The organism is Arthrobacter sp. H41, assembly GCF_000520535.1.
Taxonomy (GTDB): Bacteria; Actinomycetota; Actinomycetes; order Actinomycetales; family Micrococcaceae; genus Arthrobacter_D.
Genome location: NZ_KI914784.1, coordinates 3,343 through 25,206, shown reverse-complemented (window position 1 = coordinate 25,206; position 21,864 = coordinate 3,343). Strand labels below are relative to the sequence as shown.

The window sequence follows — 21,864 nt, the reverse complement described above, 5'->3', positions numbered from 1 at the left end:
GGCTTCGCCGCGATGGCGCGGGCCAGTGCGATCCGCTGCCGCTGGCCGCCGGACAGGCTCAGCCCCTCCTCGCCGATGAGGGTGTCGAGGCCCTGGGGGAGGGAGTAGGCGAAGTGGGCCTGGGCGACATCGAGCGCCTCTTCCACGGCCTTCTCCGATTCGGCTCCGGGAGCCGCCCTCGAGCCCATCAGAACGTTCTCGCGCACCGAGTTCGAGAACAGGATGGTGTCCTCGAAAGCCACGGCTACATGCGTGCGGAGGTCATCGAGGGAGACGAGCCGGAGGTCGGTGCCGTCGATCGTGATCCTGCCGCCCGTGACGTCGTAGAGGCGCGGAAGGAGCTGCAGCAGGGTGCTCTTGCCGCAGCCCGTGACACCCACGAGCGCCATGGTCTCGCCTGCTTCGAGCCGCAGGTCGACGCCGTTCAACACGTCCCTGGTGCCCTCCGGGGAATCGGGATATCTGAAGTGAACGTCATCGAGGACCACCTCGCCGCGTGCCCCGTCCAGCCGCACCGGTTCACCGGGGCTGGTGATGGTGTTCTCGGCCTCCATGACCTCGTAATGGCGGTCGATGGCGGTCTTTGCGGCGAAGGTCATGGCGAGCAGCGGGCCGATGAACTCCACGGGGCCCGCGACGACGGCGGCGGTTGCGAAGAACGCGACGAGGGCGCCGATGCTCACGTCTCCGCCGGCCGCGAGGATCACGCCCACCACGAGGGACGCAGCCAGCGCGAGTTCCGGAAGAAGCGTCACGATCATGGAGAAATTCGCCAGCGATCTCGCTTTGGAGATTTCCGTCCGGCGCAGTTCCTCAGCCTGTTCCTCGAAGTCCTCGAGGGCTTCACGGCTGCGCCCGAACGCCTTGAGCACCCGGATCCCATGGACCGATTCCTCCACCGTGGTGGCGAGATCGCCGGCCTGGTCCTGGCTCTTCCTCGACACTCGACTGTACGAGGTGCGGAACCGGAAACCGTAGATCATGAGCGGTAACGCTGCGCCGAGGAAGATGAGGGCGAGGACCCAGCTGGTCAGGAACATCACGATGACGCCGAACGCCACCGTCAACGACGTCACCACGAGCATGATGAGGCCGAAGGCCATCCACCGCCGCATCAGGTTGAGGTCGGTCATCGCTCGTGAGAGCAGCTGCCCGCTGCCCCAGCGGTCATGGAACTCGAGAGTGAGGTCCTGCAGGTGCCGGTAGAACGAGGTCCGCATGTTCGTCTCGACTGTGGTTGCGGGTGTGATGACGAAATGGCGGCGCAGTGCCACGAAGGTGGCTTCGAGGACTCCAAGAAGGAGCACCACTCCCGAGGCGATCCATACGGTTGTACCCGCCCCGCCGGCTGCAAGGGCATCGTTGATCAGTACCCGGAACACCTGGGGGATCGCGAGTGCCATGATGCTCGCGCCGAGCGCACAGAAGAGTCCGAGCAGGAGCCTCGGGAGAATGGGCTTCACATGCGGGTACAGGCGGCCGAGCGATTCCCGGAGCGTGGTTTGCTTCGTCATGCCATCTCTTCGAGCGATCGATGGTTATTGGTGTCCCTCAGCAACCATCCTAGGGCAGGAGAGCCGAAGCGCCGACTGCCGTTGAGGCCCCTGGTGAACGGGGGACGACCTTGTCAGGAACGGCTGCGCGGAGTAAGGGTGAGGAGCACTGCCTCCGGTTTGCAGGCGAACCGCACCGGCGCAAAACGGGATGTCCCGATCCCTGCAGAGACGTTCAGCGGAACCTGGCGTGCCCCGAGCTCCCACGGGGTCAGGCCGCGTGCGCGCCAGGTCGGCAGGTCGCAATTGCTCACCAGCGCGCCGTAGCCGGGGATACAGACCTGACCCCCGTGGGTATGGCCGGCAAGGATCAGTTCCGCCCCGCCCTCGGTGAAGTAGTCAAGGACCCGCTGATACGGCGCGTGGGCTACCGCGATCCGAAGGTGCGGGGCCTCGGCGGAGGTGCTGCTGCCATTGGGGTACGGCGCGTACTTGTCGCGGGATAGATGCGGATCGTCCACGCCCGTGAAGTCCACGCGAAGACCCTTGAATCCGACGGACTGCGACCGGTTGGTGAGGTCGATCCAGCCTGCCGCGCCGAAGGCGCTGAAGAGCTCCGCCCAGGGCAGGTCCCGGGGCGGCTTCGCAGTGGACGCCGCTGACTTGGTGAAGTAGCTGAACGGATTCTTCAGCATCGGCGCGTAATAGTCATTGGAACCGGGCACGAACACTCCCGGAAACTTCAGAAGCGGTGCCAGGGCGTCGAGGAGTGGCCCCACCGCTTTCTGGTGGCTCAGGTTGTCGCCGGTGTTGACCACGAAGTCCGGGTTGAGCCGCGCGAGGCCCTTCAACCATTCTGCTTTCGAATTCTGGTGTGGCGTCATATGGATGTCCGAGAGGTGAAGCACCCGCAACGGCTTCGCCCCGGGAGGCAGGATCTGTAGCGTTTCCTCGCGGAGCTGGAACAGTGTCCGCTCCACCACTGAGGCATACCCCAGGGTTGCTGCTGCGGCAGTGACGGTGAGTCCAGCGGTCCAGCCAAGAGCAGCCCCGGTGCGGGGTGTGTCAGTTGTTTTCAACGCTAGTCGTTTCCTTCGTCGTCGTCGTTGTCGTCGGCTTCAGGGCTTGCGGGGGCCGAGGGCGTCCCGGACCGGGTTGGCGTGGGGGTGGGGGTGGGCTTGCGTCCGGTGAGCATTTCCTCGGGCGGCTTGACGAACGGCTCACCGACGTGGAGGCCCGGGATCTGCCGCATGAAGCTCGCCCAGGACGGTCCGGCGATCAGCCCGCCGTCGATCTCCGGGTACACCCGGCCGCCGATCTGCAGCCCGCTCAGCGAGCTGTTCTCGCCGCCGCTTTCCCGGTTGCCGAGCCAGCTTGCGGTGACCATCCCGCGGTTGTAGCCCATGAACCAGGTCTGGGACCGCCAGTCGTTGGTGCCGGTCTTGCCGGCCATCGGGATGTCGCCGTAGTCCAGGGCGCTGCCGGAGCCCTTCTTCATGACTTCCTGGGTGGCCCAGTTCACGCCTTTGGCCACGTCCTCGGAGATGACCTGCTCGCAGGAGACCTCCGGCACCGGGTAGCTCGTGCCGTCCACGGCGGTCACTTCGGTGAGTGCGCGTGGTTCACAGACGTTGCCCTGGTTGGCGAACCCGCCGAAAGCGGTCGCCATCGACATGGGTGAGACTTCGCCACCGCCGCCGATGAGGGCCGGCGGGTTGATGCCCAGCTTCTCTTCGCCTTCGTCGCTTGAAGCGAGGTGGATGCCCATGTCGAAGGCGATATCCCGGATCTTGCACAGGTCCAGTTGCTTCGCGGTGGTCATCGTGATGGTGTTCAGCGACTGCGCCAGGCCGTTGAGCACGGTGCTCGGCCCGTAGTTCGTGTCGCCGTAGTTTTGGGGCGTGTATCCCTCGCCGTCTTCGGAGTTGATGACGTAGGAGCCGCCCTCGACGCAACTGGCCTTCCATTTGTCGCCATCGGGGTAGGTGCGCTTCCTGCCATCGACGGTGGTGTTCAGTGCCCGTCCATCGGCCAGCCATGCCGCGACGGTGAAGGGCTTGTAGGTGGACCCGGGCTGGAAGCCGCTGGAGCCGCCGAGGCTCTTCGAGGGGTTGCCGTCCTCGAACTGGTCGACGTTGAGGTTCAGGACCGAATTGCCGATTTCCGCGGACGGGTCGTACCGGGTGTTCTGGGCCATCGAGAGGATATTTCCGGTCTCGGGGTCCAGGCTCAGCATCGTGTGGCCCACGGCGTTGTCGGTGGTGTCCGGGTTCGCCGTTTCGGTCACCGCAGTCTGGGCGGCGGCCTGGACCCGCGCATCGAGCGTGGTCTTGATGGTCAGGCCGGACCGATACAGCACCTTCTCGCGATCCTCGAGCGATTCGCCGTACGCAGGATCGTTGAGGATCAGGTGCGTGACGTAGTCACAGAAGTAGGGTGCCTGGGCTGCCCCGACGCAGCCGTTCATGGTGGGGGTGATGACGAGACCAAGGTCGGTGACGACGGCGGCGTCGTACTCTTCCCGCGTGATCTTTCCGGTGTTGAACATCGAGGCGAGCACAAGGTTGCGGCGCTCGAGGGCGCGCTCCGGGTTGAGTTCCGGGCTGTAGAACGTCGGTCCGTTCACGACGCCGGCCAGCAGGGCGCTCTGCTGGATGTTGAGATCCGCGGCGTCGACATTGAAGAAGTACTTCGCCGCGGCCTGCACGCCGTAGGTGGTTCCGCTGAAGGGGACGATGTTGAGGTACCCCTCCATGATCTCCTCCTTGCTCATCTCCTTTTCCACGGCGATGGCGAGTTTCATCTCGCGGAGCTTGTCGCCCACGGTCTTGCCTCCGCTGAACACGGCTTCCTCGCCGCGCTGCTGCGCGGAGTCGATGAGGACGTTGTTCACGAACTGCTGCGTGATGGTCGATGCGCCGCGGGTGCTGTCGCTGGTGATGTTGCTCGCGAGGGCAGCCATGATTCCCTGGAGGTCAACGCCGCCGTGCTCGTAGAAGCGCGCGTCCTCGATGGCCAGCAGGGCATCGGTCATGTTCGGGGAGATCTGGTCGAGGGTGACCGGCTGCCGATTCTCCTTGTAAAGGGTGGCGATCAGCGATCCGTCGGCTGCAAGGATATCCGTCGGCTGGGCGAGCGCGTCGCGCTCCAGCTCAGCCGGGAGTTCCTCGAAGAACTGGATTGAAGCGGAGGCGCCGGTGCCCGCTGCAGCAGCAACAGGAACGAGCAATCCCGCGGCAAGGACACCACTGAGCGCACTGATTCCGAGAAATGCAATGATCTTCCCCAAGGTGGTCGCCGTGTCGAACAAAGGTGATTTACGAGCAGCCATGTACTCCAGTTTACTGGCACGCGCTACGCTTTGAGGCATGACGAAATGGGAGTACTCCACAATACCGCTGATCATCCACGCCACGAAGCAGATCCTGGACCAGTGGGGCGACGACGGCTGGGAGCTCGTGCAGGTGGTTCCTGGTCCGGATGGGAATGGGTTAGTAGCGTACCTCAAGCGGGAAAAGAGCTAGCGGTGACTGTTCCCGATGGCGCTGTTTCAGCTGTTGAAGCCCGGCTCGAAGAACTTGGAATAGTGCTCCCGGCAGTCGTGCCGCCGCTGGCTTCCTACGTACCCGCCGTCATCTCCGGAAACCATGTCTATACCTCCGGGCAGCTTCCGCTGATTAATGGGAAACTCCCAGCTTCGGGGAAGGTGGGGGCCGACGTCGATCCGGAAACCGCCCAGCAGCTTGCAGGGACCTGCGCGGTCAACGCCCTGGCCGCGGTAAAGGCGCAAATCGGTGACCTCGACCGCATCACCCGCATCGTCAAGGTGACCGGTTTCGTTGCATCGGACCCATCCTTCACGGGGCAACCCGCCGTGATTAACGGTGCTTCGGAACTTCTCGGTAAAATACTGGGTGAGGCGGGCACCCACGCCCGCTCCGCCGTCGGCGTCGCAGTGCTTCCGCTCGACGCGCCGGTGGAAATCGAGATCATCGCGGAGTTCATCTAGCCACGTGGACCGTTTAAGCAACCGTCTGTTTCCCATTCATCCTGACCAGCTGACGGCTGCCAGGAGTTGGGTGGACCACGGGGAACGCACTCCGCTCAAGCCGCGCTCGGCGTCGTCAGTGGTGCTGATCCGCGACAGCGCGGTAGGCACCGAGACATACCTGTCCTACCGGCGCGGGCAGTCGCCGCTCGGCATCGTGGGATTCCCGGGCGGGAGCATCGAGGAATCCGACGACGACGCCGTGGAGTGGTTCGGGCCCACACCGCTATCGTGGGCGAAGGCCCTGGGCCTCGAGGACCAGAACCTGGCGCGCCGGCACGTCCTTGCTGCTGTCCGCGAACTGTTCGAGGAGACCGGCGTGCTGCTGGCGGGACCTGACGCATCGAGCCTGGTGGAGGGCACCAACGGCCGCGAATGGATGAGGGCCCGCGAAGCCATCAATGAGGGCGAGTGCAATTTCTCCGAAATCCTGCAACGGCGCGGACTTGGTGTCCGCACCGACCTGATCAAACCGCTCTCGCACTGGTTGAGTCCTGACTTCGCGCATCGGCGCTTCGACACCCATTACTTCGCGGCTGCGCAGCCGGTGAACCAGGAGCCGACGATCCTCGCGAGCAAGGGCGTCTGGGGTGAATGGCGCTGGGCGGCCCAGGAGGTCGAGCGGCGCAATACGACGCAGCTGGGCGACGAGGTGGGTCAGCCGAGCACGGTCGGATGCACCCTGAGCGATCTCGCTGTGCCCGCGGTGGAAATCATCCTCGAAAAGATCGGCTCCTCACGCGGCTGCATCGCCTACCTGTCCCACAAGCGTCCGGTGAAGGTCTATTACCCGCAGCTCGCCGAACATAACGGCGGGCTCATGCTCGAGGTCGCCTGTCCGAAGCTCACCGAGGGCGGATCGGCGCAGCGCGGCCGGTAGGCGGGTTTCCTGGTGTGCCGGGCGCCTTGAGGAAGTTGCGCACGTATGGTGGGTTCCGGCGTCGTGTACCCACCGTTGCTGCGCAACATTTTGCGCCTTTGGCGGGTCCGCCGTTGAGCAGTGACTCTCCTCGGAAGTTGTGCACGTATGGTGGGTGGCGCCGTCGTGCACCCGCCGTTGCTGCGCAAGTTCCCGTACCTGTGGATAGCGCGGGCGCGCCGGGCGGACACGTAGTGCAATGGAGCGGTGACCAGGCGATCGAAACTGCCCCGCGCGCTCGAAGGCTTGCCCTTCGCTCTCAGCAGCGCCGTTGACCTCGGGGTGCCACGCAGCCGGACGCGTGCCTCGGATCTATCCACGCCGAGCAGGGGCGTGCGGCACGTCCGTGCTGGAGCGGACGATTTCGCAGACGTCTGCCGTCCGTATGTGTCGGTCACTGACACAAGTTTCATCAGTCACGCATCTGCCGCCCGGCTCCACAACATGCCGCTGCCCTATCTCCTCCAGAATGATCCGATGGTCCATCTCTCACGTCCGCCCGGTCGTGGTGCACCGCGGCGCCGGGGCATCGCAGGGCACCGCATGGCGGTTCCCTCGCGGGACATCATTGTTCGTCAGGGTGTGCGTGTCACCTCGGCCGCCCGCACGTGGATCGACCTCGCAACGGACCTTTCCCTCCGGGACCTCATCGTGGCGGGGGATTTTCTGGTCAGCTGCCACCAACGGTCCTATGGAAATTGCACGGAGCCCGTCATCGGCCTGGAGACACTGGGCAACTTCCTGTCATCACAGAGGAACGTGCCGGGTCTTGTTTCGGCCCGCGCCTATGGTCGCCTCCGGGTCGGTGTCGACTCGCCTCCAGAGACGAAGGTTCGGATCATCCTCGAAGACGGCGGACTCCCTCGGTTCACGGTCGACTGTCCGATCCTTATGCCGGACGGCGACGTGGCTCAATGGGTCGATCTCGCGAACGAGGAGTTCCGGGTCATGATCGAGTACGACGGCGCCCACCACCTCACTCCGGAACAGCAGTTCCGCGACATGCAGCGGGATGCGCGGGCCGTGGAGCTGGGGTGGACGCAGATCAAGATCAATCAACTCGACCTGCGGCACGGACCGAAGTGGATCGAAGGGAAGGTTCGGCGCGTGCTCGAGCGGCGCGGGTATGGCCGACCCTGACGCACCACTGGGCGGAACTTGCGCACGTATGGTGGTTGGCGGCGTCGTGCACCCACCGTTGCTGCGCTACTTCCGCTGGACTGGTGCGGCGCGCCACCTCTTGGCGAAAGGGGCGTATGGGGCTTACCGGCTGCGCTGGCGAAGCCGTTGGATATCGAGGATGACGACGGCGCGGGCCTCGAGCCGGAGCCAGCCGCGCTGAACGAATTCGGCGAGAGCCTTGTTCACGGTCTCGCGCGAGGCGCCCACGAGCTGCGCCAGTTCTTCCTGCGTGAGTTCATGGGCCACGAGAATTCCGTCGGTTGCGGGGCGCCCGAAGCGGTCCGCGAGGTCGAGCAGTGCCTTCGCGACACGGCCCGGAACGTCCGAGAACACGAGGTCGGCGAGGGACTCGTTGGTGCGGCGCAGCCTGCGGGCAAGCGCCTGGAGGAGCTGGGCCGAAACCTCGGGGCGGGTCTCGAGGAGTGCACGGAGGTTCTCGTTCTTCAGGGCTGCGAGGCGGGTTTCCGAAACAGCGGTGGCAGTAGCAGTGCGCGGGCTCGGGTCGAACAGCGCCATCTCACCGAACAGCTCGCCCGGCCCGAGGATCGCAAGGAGGTTCTCGCGGCCGTCCTGCGCCGTCCTGCCGAGCTTGATCTTGCCCGAGACGATGAAGTACAGCTGGTCCCCCTGGTCACCTTCGCGGAATACCGAAGATCCACGGGAGAGGTCTACCTCGGTCAGCTCATCGGTGAGCGCGGCGAAAACGTCGTCCCCGAGTGTTGCGAAGAGCGGCGCCCGGCGCAGTACCTCGATATCCATTGAATCTCCTTGACGTGGTGATGCGGACTCCCGCGCGGCCTTCTACCTCCCCATCTTGCCGTACGCGAGCCGGATGTGACAGTCGCTACACGCGGGGCGCAGCTGCCAGGGGCGCAGCGGGAGGAGCGCAGCGGGCGAAGCTCAGGGTCCTCCCACCTCAGACGGCTAGAATCGGGCCTTGACTGACGGAGGTATGCCGCTTCCTGACCAATTTCCGCTAGGGGAGAGACTACGTGCCGGATTTCACCGTCTTGGACATCGTTCTGGTGATCGTGCTGCTGGTGTACCTCGTCACCGGCCTGCGGAACGGCTTCGTCGTGACCCTGGGCGGCATCGCGGGTTTCGTTGCAGGAGCTGTGGCGGCTTTCTTCGCCATACCCCTCGTCAGCGCATGGGTGCCCGACGACGCGTGGCGGCTTCCGGCCGTCATCATCACCGCCATCGTGCTGGTGATCCTGGGCCAGACCATCGGTGCTGCCTTCGGCGCATCGATCCGGCGCTGGCTCAACTTCCCGCCGCTGCGGATCATCGATCGCATCCTTGGTGGCGTGGCGAACACCGTGGTGGCCGCCCTGGTGCTCTCGATGCTCGCGTTCAGCGCGGGCACGCTCGGCGTCCCGTTCCTGTCCCAGCAGCTCGCCTCCTCCCAGGTCATCCAGACCATCGACTCCTCGACGCCGGCGCCGGTGCGGACCTGGATGGCCCAGCTGCGCACCATCGCCGTGGACGACGGCATCCCCACCATCATGGAAAGCGTCGGGCCGGTGACTCCCGCCCAGGTCCCTGACGAATCCGTCGACACTCCGGAGCTGGCCGCTGCTTCAGCGTCCGTGGTGCGCATCGCCGGCACCGCGTTCCAGTGTGGCCAGAACCAGACAGGGTCCGGCTTCGTGGTGGCGCCCGGCAGGGTCATCACCAACGCCCATGTCGTGGCTGGTGTCGACGAACCGGTGATCGAGGTTCCCGGAGCCGGAGCGTTGCCGGGGCGCATTGTCCTGTTCGATCCGAGGCTCGACATCGCCGTCATCGCCGTCGACGGGCTGGATCGCGCACCGCTGCCTCTCGGCGAGGAACTGGCCAACGGAACGACGGCGGCCTTCGCCGGGTATCCAGCCGGCGGGCCCTACAGCATCCAGCCCGCGAGCATCCAGAGCCTGTCCCCGGTGCTTGTCCAGAACATCTACGGCACGGACCCTTCGCCGCTGCAGGTGTACAGCCTCGCCGCGAACGTGCAGCAGGGCAATTCCGGCGGTCCGCTCCTCGACCTGCAGGGACGCGTTGCCGGAGTGGTTTTCGCGAAATCCACAGCGAATGCCCCGGTGGGCTATGCGCTCTCCCTCGAGGAACTCCGGCCGATCGCGGAGCAGGCTCCGACCCTGGACGACGGCGTCTCCGCCGGGCAGTGCACCCGAAGGTAGTGCACGGCGCGCGCGGAAACGCCGCATCTGGTCTGGTCAGACACCCGACGACACCAAATCGTGACCATTGCTCCGCCGTAAGTACTGAAACAGCCTCCGCAAGAAGTTAGGCTCATTCCACGGACAGAGCGTTAGCCGCCCTCACTGGGCGGATACCGGGTATCCGGCCAGAATCACTCGTTCACCAGGAGCAACATATGTCTAATAGCGGCACCCCTGTGCGCCCTAGCCCCGCCAAAAAACGGGCAGCTCTCACAGCAGGAATTTCCATCAGCGCGCTTCTTCTGACCGGCTGCGTCCAGAGCCAGCGCGAAGAGAATACCGGCACGGAAGGCGAGGGTGCGGTTGATACGACCTTCGTCTTCGCGGCCTCAGCCGACCCGAAGTCGCTCGACCCGGCTTTCGCCAGTGACGGCGAGTCCTTCCGCGTCAGCCGCCAGATCTTCGAGGGACTCGTCGGCGTGGAGCCGGGCACCGCTGATCCGGCGCCCCTGCTCGCCGAGTCATGGGAAACGGCCGAGGACGGCCTTTCCACCACCTTCGCGCTGAAGGAGGGAGTCACCTTCCACGACGGCACCGACTTCAACGCCGAAGCGGTGTGCTTCAACTTCGACCGCTGGTACAACTGGACCGGCGTCCAGCAGGCAGAAACAGTGTCCTACTACTACGGTTCGCTGTTCCGGGGCTTCGCCGACAGCCCGGAAGAGGCCGTCTACGAATCCTGTGAGGCGAACGGTGACTCCGAGGTCACCATCAACCTCGCCAAGCCGTTCGCCGGTTTCGTTCCGGCACTGTCGCTTCCGGCATTCGCCATGCAGAGCCCGACGGCGCTCGAGGAGTTCTCAGCGGACGAGATCGGCGGCTCCGAGGAATCACCGACCCTCAGCGAGTACGCCCTCGGCAACCCTGTGGGAACCGGCCCGTTCAAGTTCGATTCCTGGGAGGTCGGACAGCAGCTCGAGCTGTCGATCTATGAGGACTACTGGGGGGACAAGGGGCAGATCACCAATACGATCTTCCGCATCATCGACGACCCCCAGGCTCGCCGTCAGGCACTCGAAGCGGGAACGATCGACGGTTACGACCTCGTAGCACCGGCCGACACCGCATCCCTCGCGGACGCCGGTTACAACATCGTGCCCCGCGATCCCTTCACCATCCTGTACCTGGGAATGAACCACGCAGTGCCCGAGCTGGCCGACCCGCTGGTCCGGCAAGCGATTGCCCACGCCATCGACAAGCAGGCGCTGGTGGACCAGACGCTGCCCGAGGGCACCGAAGTCGCAACGCAGTTCATCCCGGACGTTGTGGACGGTTTCAACGAAGAGGTCACCACCTACGACTTTGATCCCGAGCGGGCGAAGGAGCTCCTGGCAGAGGCGGGTTACCCCGACGGCTTCGAGGTCCAGTTCAACTACCCGACGAACGTGTCACGCCCCTACATGCCCACCCCTGAGCAGGTCTTCACCAACCTCACCGCACAGCTCGGTGAAGTGGGAATCACCGTCACCCCGGCACCGGCAGCCTGGTCGCCCGACTACCTGAACCAGGTCCAGGGAACCCCGGACCACGGACTGCACCTGCTCGGTTGGACCGGTGACTACAACGACACCGACAACTTCATCGGTGTGTTCTTCGGCCAGGAGAAGCTCGAGTTCGGATTCAACAATCCCGAGCTGTTCGCCGCCCTCACCGAGGCACGCGGCATGACCGATCGTGAGGAGCAGACCGCCGCGTACGAAGAGATCAACGAGCAGATCGCCGAATTCAACCCGGCCATCCCGCTGGCGCACCCGGCGCCGTCGTTGGCGTTCGCCCCGCGCGTGACGTCATACCCGGCCAGCCCGGTCAACGACGAGGTCTTCACCGACATCGAGCTCAGCGAGTAGTACCTGTACCTTGGTGGAGCCGTCCGCTCTCAGCGGCCGGCTCCACTGTGCTGAACGAGACTGTGCTGAACGAAACTGTCTTGAATGAGACTGTGCCGGACGACCCTGTCCGGCTTACCTCCGAGAGGACCTGAGTGCTACGCGTCATCGGCAAACGTATTGCCCTGCTTATCCCCACCCTGTTCGGGCTGTCCATCCTGCTGTTCCTGTGGGTGCGCAGCCTGCCGGGTGGCCCCGCCACCGCGCTGCTCGGGGAGAAGGCAACGCCGGAGGCCGTGGCGAGGGTCAACGAACTCTACGGGTTCGACCGGCCGCTCCTGACGCAGTACTTCACCTACATCGGCAAGCTGCTCCAGGGAGATTTCGGAGTGTCGATCAACACCGGGCGCCCGGTGCTCGAGGAGTTCGCGACCCGTTTCCCAGCGACCATCGAACTCACTGTCATCGCACTGATCTTCGCCATCGGGGTTGGCATCCCGCTCGGTTACTTCGCCGCGCGGTACTACGGCCGCTTCGTCGATCACAGCTCCGTGGTCCTCAGCCTCATCGGCATCACGGTTCCGGTGTTCTTCCTCGCGTTCATCCTCAAATACCTCTTCGCCATCCAGTGGCCGATCCTGCCTCCTGACGGACGGCAGAACCCGCGCATCGACGCGACCCACGTAACGGACTTCTACGTGCTGGACGGACTGCTCACAGGCGAATGGGATGCTGCCTGGGACGCCTTCCTCCACCTCATCCTTCCTGGCCTCGCCCTGGGCACCATCCCGTTGGCGATCATCGTACGCATCACACGGGCCTCGGTCCTCGAGGTGCAGAACGCCGACTACGTCCGGACGGCACGGGCAAAAGGCCTGCTCGAACGCACCATCCGGGGACGCTTCGTGCTTCGCAACGCAATGCTGCCCGTAGTCACCACCATCGGGCTTCAGCTCGGCCTGCTCATTTCAGGTGCCGTTCTCACGGAAACAGTCTTCGCCTTCAACGGCATCGGGCGCTTTCTCCGGGACGCGATCTTCGGCCTCGACTATCCGGTGCTGCAGGGCTTCATCATCTTCATCGCCATCCTCTACGCGTTCATCAACCTGATCGTGGATCTTTCCTACAGCGTCATCGACCCAAGGGTGCGTGTGCAGTGAGTACAGTCTTGCCTCCCGCCGCAGGCGGCCCCGCAGGGCCGACAACAGATCCGGCCCTCGACACAGGAGGCGGTACCGGCCTGTGGAAGGACGCGTTTCTCCGCCTGCGGCGCAATCCGCAGGCGATCGCGGGTGCCGTCATCATCGGGCTCTTCCTCCTGGTGGCAGCCCTTGCGCCGATCCTTGCGCCCTATGGTGGGAACGACCTTCCGGGGCGGACCTCGATCACCCCCACCACCATCCCCGGGCCAGGCGAGATCGACGAATACCCGCTCGGGCTCGACCGCTTCGGCGGCGATGTCCTCAGCAAACTGATCTGGGGTGCGCAGGCCTCGCTGCTCATCGGCGTCGTGTCGACCACGCTCGGGCTCGCGGGAGGGATGCTGCTCGGTATTCTGGCCGGCGGCCTCGGCGGGTGGGTGGACAACGTCATCATGCGTTTCGTGGACATCCTGCTCTCGGTGCCGAACCTGCTGCTGGCCGTCAGTATCGCAGCGGTCCTGGGGCAGAGCCCGTACGCCATCATGATCGCCATCGGTGTCTCCCAGATCCCGATCTTCGCCCGGCTGCTCCGCTCGTCGATGCTGTCGCAGCGCGGGTCCGACTACATCCTTGCCGCCCAGACCCTTGGGCTCAGCAGGTCCACCATCACCATGAGCCACCTGCTGCCCAACAGCATGGGGCCGGTCATCGTCCAGGCGACCCTCACGCTCGCCACCGCGGTCATCGACGCTGCGGCGCTTTCCTTCCTCGGGCTGGGCGGCGGGCTCCCCCAGACCGCCGAGTGGGGCCGCATGCTCACCTATGCCCAGGTGGAGCTGGCAGTTGCTCCGCAGCTGGCCTTCCTTCCGGGTGCGTGCATCGCAATCACCGCCCTCGGGTTCACCCTCCTCGGCGAGTCGCTGCGCGAGGCGCTGGATCCCAAGACCCGGCGGAAGTAGGACGACCCCGGCCGGGTCGGTGACGCAGCACAGGAGGCGATCCGGTCGACCGGGGTGTCACCGCAACCCGGGGAGCCGGCCGGCTCACCGGGTGCAAGGCCTCTTGCTAGGCTGAACGCGTGCGATGGGTACCGGCCGAGGCGGAGAGTGCACGAGGTGCGCCCTCCTCTCCGGGGTTACCCCGGGGTACGCAGATCGACCAGGACAAAGCGCCGCAGGCACGTGACAGCGCTCCGCGCAGCACAGAGCCCGCACGGACGGACAGGTCGGCCGGTGCCCATCCCACAAGCAGCACGAGCAGCACGATTAACGCAGGCTCCCGAGTCCTTGCGCGCGCGCCCCATCCTTCGACGGCGGGACTCGCCTCGGCGCTCGCCCATGCATTCCTGGCCGCGGATTCCTGGTCGAGACCCGGGCTGGTAGCAGCAGGAGCACTCACCCTTGGAGCACGACGGCGCTGGCTCGGCCCGCTCGCGTCCGATGTGCTCGCGGCCTACCACCGACCACCCGGCGGCGCCCCTCGGGAGCTTGCCCGGTTCATCGCCCAGACCTCCGCCTTCGGTGCCGCGGTCGCCCGGGCGGTGGAAAAAGGAGTTCCGATCCCGGTGGCCCGCTACGCCGTCGGATTCGCCGCTGTCGGGACTTCGGCCGGGATTGCGGCCGACGTCGGGGCGTTGGCCGAGCTCCTTGACCTCACCGTCGGGGAGCTCGAGTGGTTCGCCGACACCGGACACTGGAACCGGCGTGCACGGCCGGGGCCGCTGCGCCACTATCGCTATGCATGGCGGACGAGGACGGGCCGCGTGCCGCGGCTCCTCGAGGTGCCCGGGCCGCGACTGAAGGCCGTCCAGCGGAGAGTGCTGCATCAGATGCTCGGATCCATCCCGCTGCACGACGCCGCCCACGGTTTTGTGCCGGGCCGCAGCGTGGCAACGGGTGCCGGGCGGCACCTCGGGGCGGAGATGTTGATCAGCCTCGACCTACGCGCATTCTTCTCCTCCGTGGGCGCCAGCCGGATCCATGGCATCTTCCGTCAGGCAGGGATGCCTGAAGCGGTGGCATATACGCTCACCGGAATATGTACGGCGGCGGTACCGCCGGCGGTCCTGAGCCGGATGCCCGACGGCGGCAGCCCGGACGAGCGCTTTGCGCTGCGGCGCGCCCTGGCTGCCGCGCACCTGCCGCAGGGGGCGCCGTCGTCGCCCGCTCTCGCCAATCTCTCCGTCAGGCGGCTGGACTCGCGGCTCGCAGGCTGGGCAGAGGCAACGGGCGCCGTCTACACGCGCTACGCGGACGATCTCGCCTTCAGCGGATCCGAGCCGCTCGCACGCCGCGCCGACGCCTTCGTGCGGGGAGTCGAGGGGATCGTGACGTCGGAGGGTCACCTGGTGAATCCGAGGAAGACCCGTGTGAAGGGTGCGTCGGTGCGGCAGACGGTGACCGGCGTCGTCGTGAATTCGGTTCCCAACGTTCCCCGCCCCGTCTTCGACGAGCTCAAGGCGATCCTGCACAACTGCGTGGCGGACGGGCCGGAATCGCAGAACGGCGCCCGTGGACCCGCGCACCGGGACTTCCGTGCGCATCTGCTCGGGCGGATCTCGTGGGTGGAGTCCCTGAACCCTGCGCGGGGCCAGCGGTTGCGGGACGACTTCGACAGGATCCAGTGGTGAGGGGCAACGGTGGGTGCAAGCCAGGCCTCCGGCCATGACGCGAGCGGCTGAACCAGCTGTCTCGAAGGCCTAGTGCATTTCTGCGCCCAGCTGCTCGGCCAGGTCGATAATGCTGCGGGAAGTGATATCCCATGCACCCGTGGGGATGCGGTCCGAGGTCTGGTTCGGGCCGTGCTCATCACTGCGGGTGATGAACGCCGTGGCCAGACCGGATTGCTGTGCGGCCTCCAGATCCTCGTTGTGGGCCGCGGCGAGCATCACTTCACCAGGGTCCATGCCGAGAAGGGCGGCTGTCCGCTGATAGGATTCCGGCGCTGGTTTGTAGGCGCGGGTGATGTCGGAGCCGAGAATGATGTCCCACGGAAGGCCAGTTGATTTCGCCATGTTCAACAACAGCGACGTATTCCCGTTGGATAGCGGGCCGATGATGTACCGGGAGCGAAGGGCTGTGAGACCGGAAACGCTGTCAGGCCAGGCCGGGAGACGGTGCCACGACCGGTTCAGCTCTTCGACCACCTTCGTCCCCAGGCTGGCGGGCGCGACGCCGTGATTATTGAGCACCCGGCAGAGATTCTCGTAGTGGAGGTCGTCCAGTGACAGAAAGGGCCTGGCGCCGGAGCGCACCGTCTGAAGGGCCGGTTGGTAGAGGCCGCGCCACTCATCGGCGAACTGCTCGGCGTCGAAGTTCAAGCCCTGAGCCCTGGCGAAGGCCGCCACCTCGCGCGCGACACCCGTGCGCCAATCCACGACGGTTCCGAAGGTGTCAAAGAGCACGGCGCGAATCCGCCGCCGGGTGGAGGGTGAATCGTACGGAATAAAAGCCATAACCGTCCTTCGCAGGGTCAGGAAGCGCGCTCGTCGTCCATGTTGAGCTCGTTCCCCGGGATCGAGGCCAGGAGTCGGCGTGTATAGGGGTGGCGCGGGTTCTGGAAGACTTCCTCGGAGCTTGCTGCCTCGACGAGTTCGCCGTCCTTCATCACGCAGACGTAGTCGGAGATCAGCCGCACCACCGCGAGGTCGTGGGAGATGAAGAGGTAGCTGAGGCCGAGCTCGGACTGGAGGTCGCCGAGGAGCTTCAGGATCTGCGCCTGTACCAGCACGTCCAGGGCCGAGACGGGTTCGTCGCAGACCAGCAGCTCCGGCTTGAGCGCGAGCGCGCGGGCGATCGCCACGCGCTGGCGTTGTCCGCCGGACAGCTCGGCGGGGTAGCGGCGGAGCGCGTTCTGAGGGAGCGACACCTGGTCCATCAGTTCCCGGACGCGCAGTGCGCGATCCTTTTTGCTTCCCCGCTTGTAGGCGTTGAGCGGCTCCTCGACGATGCGCTCGATGGTGAACATGGGATTCAGCGAGGAGTAGGGGTCCTGGAAGATGGGCTGCACGCGCTGGCGGAAGTCGCCCAGCTGGGCCTTGTCCAGCGTGGCGACGTCCATGCCGTCGAAGGTCATGGAGCCCGACGTCGGTTCGATGAGCTTGAGGAGCATGCGCGCGGTGGTGGTCTTCCCCGACCCGGATTCACCGACGATGGCGACCGTCTGCCCCCGGGGAACGTCGAGGGTCACGTTCTTCGTCGCGTAGAAATCCTCGGAGCTTCCACGCCGCTTGTAGACCTTCGTCAGGTCGCGGATCTCCACGATGTTCCCGGGAGCCGACGCGGGTGCGGTGCCGCCGGTGCCTTCGGACTCGTGCTCGGCGTACACCATCTCGGCGAGTTTCGCGCGCTTCGCGGGGTCGGCGTGATAGGCACCGGGCCGGAGCCGCACCGCCGCCACGCTCGGGGCCGCCCGGACCAGTGACTGCGTGTAGGGGTGCTGGGGATCGTTGAGGAGCTTCTCGGCAGGGCCTGTTTCGACGACGCGGCCGCGGTGCATCACCACGAGGTCCGATGCACGTTCGGCTGCCAGGCCGAGGTCGTGGGTGATCAGCAGCACCGAGGTGCCGAGCTGTTCGGTCATGGTGCCGATCTGGTCCAGGATGGTGCGCTGGACCGTGACATCGAGTGCACTGGTGGGCTCGTCGGCGATCAGCAGCCGCGGCTGGCATGCGAGGCCGATGGCGATGAGGGCGCGCTGCCGCATCCCGCCGGAGAATTCGTGGGGATACTGCTTGGCGCGTTCACCGGCGTCGGGCAGTCCTGCTGCGGAGAGCACCTCGATGACGCGCTGCTTCACGTTCTTCCTGGTGGCCATCCCGTGCACCAGCAGTGTCTCCGCCACCTGCGTGCCGATCTTGGTCACCGGATTCAAATTCGACATCGGGTCCTGGGGAACCAGCCCGATGGCGCGGCCGCGGATGGCGCGCATCTTCGATTCCGGCAGGCCCACCAGGTCCGTGCCCTCGAAGAGGATGTTCCCGGATTTCACGCGGCCATTGCCGGGGAGCAAGCCGATGCAAGCCATCGCCGTCGTCGACTTCCCCGAACCGGACTCACCGACGATGGCGAGGGTGCTGCCCTTCCTCAGCGTGAAGCTTGCGTTCTCCACCGCCTGCACCTCGCCGTGCGTGGTGCGGAAGCTGACCGCGAGGTCCTTCACCTCGAGCAATGGCGCGTTCGTGGTGTCGCGGACATCAATCGCTTCGGGCACGCCGGAAAAATCGCTCATCCAACCATGGTGCACTACCCATGCCGCTTTGCAGGCCGGAACCGGCGTGGACGCAGCATTTCTACTAGCTTTTTGGGCTTACCGACCGAGCTTGGAGGCCACGTGGTCCACCGCGAGGCGGTACCCGTCCACGCCGGCACCGACGATCACTGCGTCGGCGACTCCGGAGATGTAGGAGTGGTGGCGGAACTCCTCCCGCCGGTGGACGTTGCTCAGGTGGACCTCCACCACCGGGAGGGCTACGGCGGCCAGCGCATCGCGGATAGCCACCGACGTGTGGGTGAACGCCCCGGCGTTGATCACGACGGCGGCCGCGGTCCCGGCGGCGGCGTGGATGGCGTCGATCAGAACGCCTTCGTGGTTCGACTGCAGGCTCTCCAGGGACCAGCCGTGCGCTTCGGCGGCGGCCCGCGCGAGCTGTTCGACATCGTCGAGAGTCTCGTACCCGTACACGTCCGGCTCCCGCGTGCCCAGGAGATTCAGGTTCGGTCCATTGAGAAGCAGGATGGTGGTGGCCGCAGTCATGGCTTAACTATGCACCAACAGGCCGGGCACCAGCGGCGCCCGGCCTGCGCTCCTACTTCCGCAGCGAAGCTCCTACTTCCGCAGCGACGCTGCAATCTGCTGCATCACGGTGTTGTCGGCGAGCGTGGAGGAGTCGCCCGCCTCGCGACCCTCGGCCACGTCCTTGAGGAGCCGGCGCATGATCTTGCCGCTGCGGGTCTTCGGAAGCTCCGGGACCACGAGGATGTTCCGCGGTTTCGCGATCGGCCCGATCTCCTTGCCCACGTGGTTGCGCAGCGTGGTGACGATGTCGTCGTCGTCCTTGGCCGAGCCCCGGAGGATCACGAACGCCACCACGGCCTCACCCGTGGTTTCGTCGGCTGCACCGACCACTGCTGCCTCCGCGACGGAGGGGTGGCTGACGAGCGCCGACTCGATCTCGGTGGTGGAGAGCCGGTGCCCCGAGATATTCATGACGTCGTCCACCCGGCCGAGAAGCCAGATGTCGCCGTCGTCGTCCTTCTTCGCACCGTCACCGGCGAAGTACATGTTGTCGAAGCGGGACCAGTAGGTCTCCTTGAAGCGCTCGGGATCGCCCCAGATACCCCGCAGCATGGCCGGCCACGGCTCCCGGATCACGAGATAGCCGCCCGCACCGTTGGGAACCGACTGCCCGAGTTCGTCGACCACGTCGACGGCGATCCCGGGCACCGCGACCTGGGCCGAACCCGGTTTGGTGGCGGTCACGCCGGGCATGGGCGCAATCATGTGGGCTCCCGTCTCGGTCTGCCACCAGGTATCGACGATGGGTGCCTTGCCTCCGCCGATCACCTCGCGGTACCACATCCACGCTTCGGGGTTGATGGGTTCACCGACGGAACCGAGCACGCGGATGGAGGAGAGGTCGAACTTCTTGGGGATGTCGCGGCCCCACTTCATGAAGGTGCGGATGGCGGTGGGCGCGGTGTACAGGATGGACACCTTGTACTTCTCGACCAGCTCCCACCAGCGTCCCTGGTGCGGGGTGTCGGGGGTGCCCTCGTACATGAGCTGTGTGGCGCCGTTGATCAGGGGAGCGTAGGTCACGTAGCTGTGGCCGGTGACCCAGCCGATGTCGGCGGTGCACCAGAAGACATCGGTCTCGGGTCGGAGATCGAAGGTGTTCTTGTGGGTGAAGGCCGTCTGGGTGAGGTATCCGCCCGTGGTGTGCAGGATGCCCTTGGGCTTGCCCGTGGTGCCGGAGGTGTAGAGGATGAACAGCGGGTGCTCGGAGTCGTGGGCCACGGCGGTGTGCTCGGGGGAGGCGGAATCGACGACGTCGTGCCACCAGAGATCGCGGCCGTCCGTCCACTCGACGGGCTCGCCGTTGCGCCGAACCACCACCACGTTCGAGACGGAGTGGCCTTCCCGCTCGAGTGCGCCGTCGACGGCGGGCTTGAGCGCGCTGGGCTTTCCCCGACGGTACGTGCCGTCAGAGGTGACGACCAGCTTCGCCTCGGCGTCGTCGATCCTGCTGCGCAACGCCTCGGAGGAGAAGCCTCCGAAGACCACGGAGTGGACCGCGCCGATGCGGGCACATGCCAGCATGGTGATGACCGCTTCCGGGATCATGGGAAGGTACACGGCAACGCGGTCGCCCTTTTCCACGCCGAGGCTCTCGAAGGTGTTCGACGCCTTCTTCACGGCTTCCGTCAGCTCCGCGTAGGTGATGGTCCGGGTGTCGCCGGGCTCGCCTTCGAAGTGGATGGCGACGCGGTTCCCGAGCCCGGCCTCGACATGCCGGTCCAGGGCGTTGTACGCAGCATTGACCGTGCCTCCGACGAACCATTTCGCGAAAGGAGCGTCCGACCAGTCGAGGGTCTGCGTGAAGTCGGTGTCCCACGTCAGCAGGTTCCGCGCCTGGGTGGCCCAGAACTCGGAGCCCTGGCTGTTCGCCTCCTCATAGAGGGAGGGCTGCGCCACGGCGTTCGCTGCGAATTCGTCCGTGGGCGGGAAGCGGCGTTCCTCGTGCAGCAGGTTCTCGAATGCATCGCCTTGCTTCTGCGCGCTCTCAGACATGTCTTACCCCTCTGTTACTTCCTCGTTGACTGCGTGGGTGGCCGCGGTGCCGATGGTGCCGGGCGCCGCAAGGTGCTCTTGTGGAACATTATCGCGCGCGTGGGACAATCTGTGGCCCGGGTCACAGCACCTAGGTAAGAGGTCGGGATTCTGCGGTAAGTGGTTCGGCATCGAAGCTGTTCGGGAGGAGGCTGCTGGAGAAGGACACCGCGGGTGGCTAGGGTGGAAACAGGTATGGAACGCCGGTGCTTCACCGGTGTTTCCCGAGGGGCCTTTCAGGTGCCGCGATGAACAGGAGATTCACCATGACCAAGCAGCAGGTCGAGCACGACGCCGGCGGGACCGGCGGTTCGACGGCCAGCCCGGCCGAGGTCAGGACGGGCAACGGCGAACACTCCGAGCCGGAACATGGGGCCTCTGGTCCCTCCGGTCCCTTCGGACCGTCCGACGCCGTCGCGGGTCCCTTCACCCTGCGGGAGGCGGTCTTCGGGGGCGCCGTCCTGCTGGTTTTCATCGGTACACTCATTCCCTTCGCCGTAGACACTATCTCGTACCAGAACTTCTGGACCGTCTTCCCCCTGTTCTATACCGGAATCGGCATCCTGCTCCCCGTGGCCGCGGCGGCACTCCTGGCGGCGAGGAGGCTCGGGACCGCGACGTTGCGGGTGGGATCGCTGTCTGTGGACCAGTTCGCCTCGGTCACCGCCGTGCTAGCGTCGGTGTTCTTCTTCCTGCACACCGTCACGTTCTTCCAGGCCGGGGCGCTGGTGTCCCTGATCGGCGCGTTGGGCATGCTCGCGGCGACGGTGCTCGCACCCCACCTGCCGCCGTTGAACAAGGATTTCAGGGAGCGCACCGCCTCCGACGCGCACCTCGTGGCCCGCCCTGCCCTGTCCGCACGGCCGAAACAGCCCAGGCAGCCGAAGGAACCGAAGCCGGTCCCCGCCGAGCAGGTGGAGCAGTGGAACGACGTCGCTCCTGGGAACGCAGCGTCCTCGGACACAGCACGTCCCGCTGATGCCCGGCCCGCCAAGGCCCAGCCCACGAAGCAGTATGGGGAAAAGGTCGCCGGTCTTCTGGGGAAGATCCGCCCAGGTGCCGGCCGGCAGGCATCGAAGCAGGAGGCTGCCCCGCGTCCGGAGAAGGAGCGCAGTGTTGCGCCGGCGGGTTCTGGAACGGCGGCGTTGTCCGGAACCGCGGCAGGGGCTACGGCTGCCGGCGCTACCGCGATTGGCGCTCCGGCT

17 protein-coding genes and 1 pseudogene are annotated in these 21,864 nt (G+C 65.8%); 10 read left to right on the top strand and 8 right to left on the bottom strand.

The features are described 5' to 3' along the window. From Y705_RS18085 to Y705_RS0107005, 3 genes are all read right to left on the bottom strand, one after another. On the bottom strand, positions 1-1,514 hold a 1,514-nt coding region (locus Y705_RS18085), incomplete at its 3' end, for an ABC transporter ATP-binding protein (protein WP_049822406.1). A gap of 113 nt (positions 1,515-1,627) precedes the next feature. Next, positions 1,628-2,572, bottom strand: a complete 945-nt coding sequence (locus Y705_RS0107010) for a metallophosphoesterase (RefSeq protein WP_026532345.1) — start codon at positions 2,570-2,572, stop codon at positions 1,628-1,630. Between the two features lie 2 nt (positions 2,573-2,574). Further along, positions 2,575-4,899, bottom strand: a complete 2,325-nt coding sequence (locus Y705_RS0107005; protein ID WP_155849967.1) for a transglycosylase domain-containing protein — start codon at positions 4,897-4,899, stop codon at positions 2,575-2,577. Here Y705_RS0107005 and Y705_RS21785 point away from each other — a divergent pair. From Y705_RS21785 to Y705_RS22250, 4 genes are all read left to right on the top strand, one after another. Next, complete coding sequence (locus Y705_RS21785) at positions 4,862-5,017, top strand: Sp36 family protein (protein ID WP_137370103.1); 156 nt, start codon at positions 4,862-4,864, stop codon at positions 5,015-5,017. The two genes, Y705_RS0107005 and Y705_RS21785, sit on opposite strands and share 38 nt — an antisense overlap. A 2-nt stretch (positions 5,018-5,019) precedes the next feature. Beyond that, positions 5,020-5,502 carry a RidA family protein gene (locus Y705_RS0106995; protein WP_026532343.1) on the top strand — a complete coding sequence of 161 codons (483 nt, stop codon included), beginning with the start codon at positions 5,020-5,022 and terminating at the stop codon, positions 5,500-5,502. Positions 5,503-5,506: 4 nt separating this feature from the next. After that, positions 5,507-6,421 (top strand): NUDIX hydrolase, encoded by a 915-nt coding sequence (locus Y705_RS0106990; RefSeq protein WP_026532342.1) that lies wholly within the window; start codon positions 5,507-5,509, stop codon positions 6,419-6,421. 582 nt (positions 6,422-7,003) lie between these two features. After that, a complete protein-coding gene (locus Y705_RS22250) occupies positions 7,004-7,600 on the top strand; it encodes an endonuclease domain-containing protein (protein ID WP_162149050.1) in 597 nt (198 codons plus the stop codon). Between the two features lie 123 nt (positions 7,601-7,723). Here Y705_RS22250 and Y705_RS0106980 read toward each other — a convergent pair whose 3' ends face one another. Continuing rightward, positions 7,724-8,401 carry a Crp/Fnr family transcriptional regulator gene (locus Y705_RS0106980; RefSeq protein ID WP_026532340.1) on the bottom strand — a complete coding sequence of 226 codons (678 nt, stop codon included), beginning with the start codon at positions 8,399-8,401 and terminating at the stop codon, positions 7,724-7,726. Positions 8,402-8,634: 233 nt separating this feature from the next. Between Y705_RS0106980 and Y705_RS0106975 the strand changes: the two genes are divergently transcribed. The 5 genes from Y705_RS0106975 to Y705_RS0106955 all read left to right on the top strand — a co-directional run bounded on the left by Y705_RS0106975 (position 8,635) and on the right by Y705_RS0106955 (position 15,458). Further along, positions 8,635-9,819 carry a MarP family serine protease gene (locus tag Y705_RS0106975; protein ID WP_049822401.1) on the top strand — a complete coding sequence of 395 codons (1,185 nt, stop codon included), beginning with the start codon at positions 8,635-8,637 and terminating at the stop codon, positions 9,817-9,819. Positions 9,820-10,016: 197 nt separating this feature from the next. Next, complete coding sequence (locus tag Y705_RS0106970) at positions 10,017-11,708, top strand: ABC transporter substrate-binding protein (RefSeq protein ID WP_049822400.1); 1,692 nt, start codon at positions 10,017-10,019, stop codon at positions 11,706-11,708. 134 nt (positions 11,709-11,842) lie between these two features. Continuing rightward, entirely contained in the window at positions 11,843-12,847 is a 1,005-nt protein-coding gene (locus tag Y705_RS0106965; protein ID WP_026532337.1) for an ABC transporter permease, read from the top strand. Next, on the top strand, positions 12,844-13,788 hold the full coding sequence (locus Y705_RS0106960) for an ABC transporter permease (RefSeq protein ID WP_026532336.1): 945 nt from the start codon (positions 12,844-12,846) through the stop codon (positions 13,786-13,788). Before Y705_RS0106965 ends, Y705_RS0106960 begins: the two co-directional genes overlap by 4 nt. A gap of 482 nt (positions 13,789-14,270) precedes the next feature. Further along, the gene (locus Y705_RS0106955) at positions 14,271-15,458 is read left to right on the top strand and encodes a reverse transcriptase family protein (RefSeq protein ID WP_216698757.1); all 1,188 of its coding nucleotides are present in this window, start codon (positions 14,271-14,273) and stop codon (positions 15,456-15,458) included. 69 nt (positions 15,459-15,527) lie between these two features. Here Y705_RS0106955 and Y705_RS0106950 read toward each other — a convergent pair whose 3' ends face one another. From Y705_RS0106950 to acs, 4 genes are all read right to left on the bottom strand, one after another. Beyond that, positions 15,528-16,283, bottom strand: coding sequence for a haloacid dehalogenase type II (locus Y705_RS0106950; RefSeq protein ID WP_026532334.1), 756 nt, complete (start codon positions 16,281-16,283; stop codon positions 15,528-15,530). 17 nt (positions 16,284-16,300) lie between these two features. Continuing rightward, a complete protein-coding gene (locus Y705_RS0106945; RefSeq protein ID WP_049822399.1) occupies positions 16,301-18,058 on the bottom strand; it encodes a dipeptide ABC transporter ATP-binding protein in 1,758 nt (585 codons plus the stop codon). A gap of 78 nt (positions 18,059-18,136) precedes the next feature. Next, positions 18,137-18,583, bottom strand: a complete 447-nt coding sequence (gene aroQ / locus Y705_RS0106940; RefSeq protein WP_026532332.1) for a type II 3-dehydroquinate dehydratase — start codon at positions 18,581-18,583, stop codon at positions 18,137-18,139. 72 nt (positions 18,584-18,655) lie between these two features. Further along, positions 18,656-20,620: an acetate--CoA ligase gene (acs, locus tag Y705_RS0106935; protein WP_026532331.1), complete on the bottom strand. Its 1,965-nt coding sequence runs from the start codon at positions 20,618-20,620 to the stop codon at positions 18,656-18,658. 305 nt (positions 20,621-20,925) lie between these two features. On the opposite strand from acs, the pseudogene Y705_RS0106930 reads away from it, so the two are divergent. After that, a pseudogene (locus Y705_RS0106930) lies at positions 20,926-21,864 on the top strand (hypothetical protein); the annotation flags it as partial.

Excerpts from the sequence above, each read along its gene's own strand:
- Y705_RS21785 (WP_137370103.1), top strand. The coding sequence starts at position 4,862 with ATGACGAAATGGGAGTACTCCACAATACCGCTGATCATCCACGCCACG.
- Y705_RS0107005 (WP_155849967.1), bottom strand. The coding sequence starts at position 4,899 with ATGATCAGCGGTATTGTGGAGTACTCCCATTTCGTCATGCCTCAAAGC.
- Y705_RS22250 (WP_162149050.1), top strand. The coding sequence starts at position 7,004 with ATGGCGGTTCCCTCGCGGGACATCATTGTTCGTCAGGGTGTGCGTGTC.
- Y705_RS0106980 (WP_026532340.1), bottom strand. The coding sequence starts at position 8,401 with ATGGATATCGAGGTACTGCGCCGGGCGCCGCTCTTCGCAACACTCGGG.
- Y705_RS0106970 (WP_049822400.1), top strand. The coding sequence starts at position 10,017 with ATGTCTAATAGCGGCACCCCTGTGCGCCCTAGCCCCGCCAAAAAACGG.
- Y705_RS0106950 (WP_026532334.1), bottom strand. The coding sequence starts at position 16,283 with ATGGCTTTTATTCCGTACGATTCACCCTCCACCCGGCGGCGGATTCGC.
- Y705_RS0106945 (WP_049822399.1), bottom strand. The coding sequence starts at position 18,058 with ATGAGCGATTTTTCCGGCGTGCCCGAAGCGATTGATGTCCGCGACACC.
- aroQ (WP_026532332.1), bottom strand. The coding sequence starts at position 18,583 with ATGACTGCGGCCACCACCATCCTGCTTCTCAATGGACCGAACCTGAAT.
- acs (WP_026532331.1), bottom strand. The coding sequence starts at position 20,620 with ATGTCTGAGAGCGCGCAGAAGCAAGGCGATGCATTCGAGAACCTGCTG.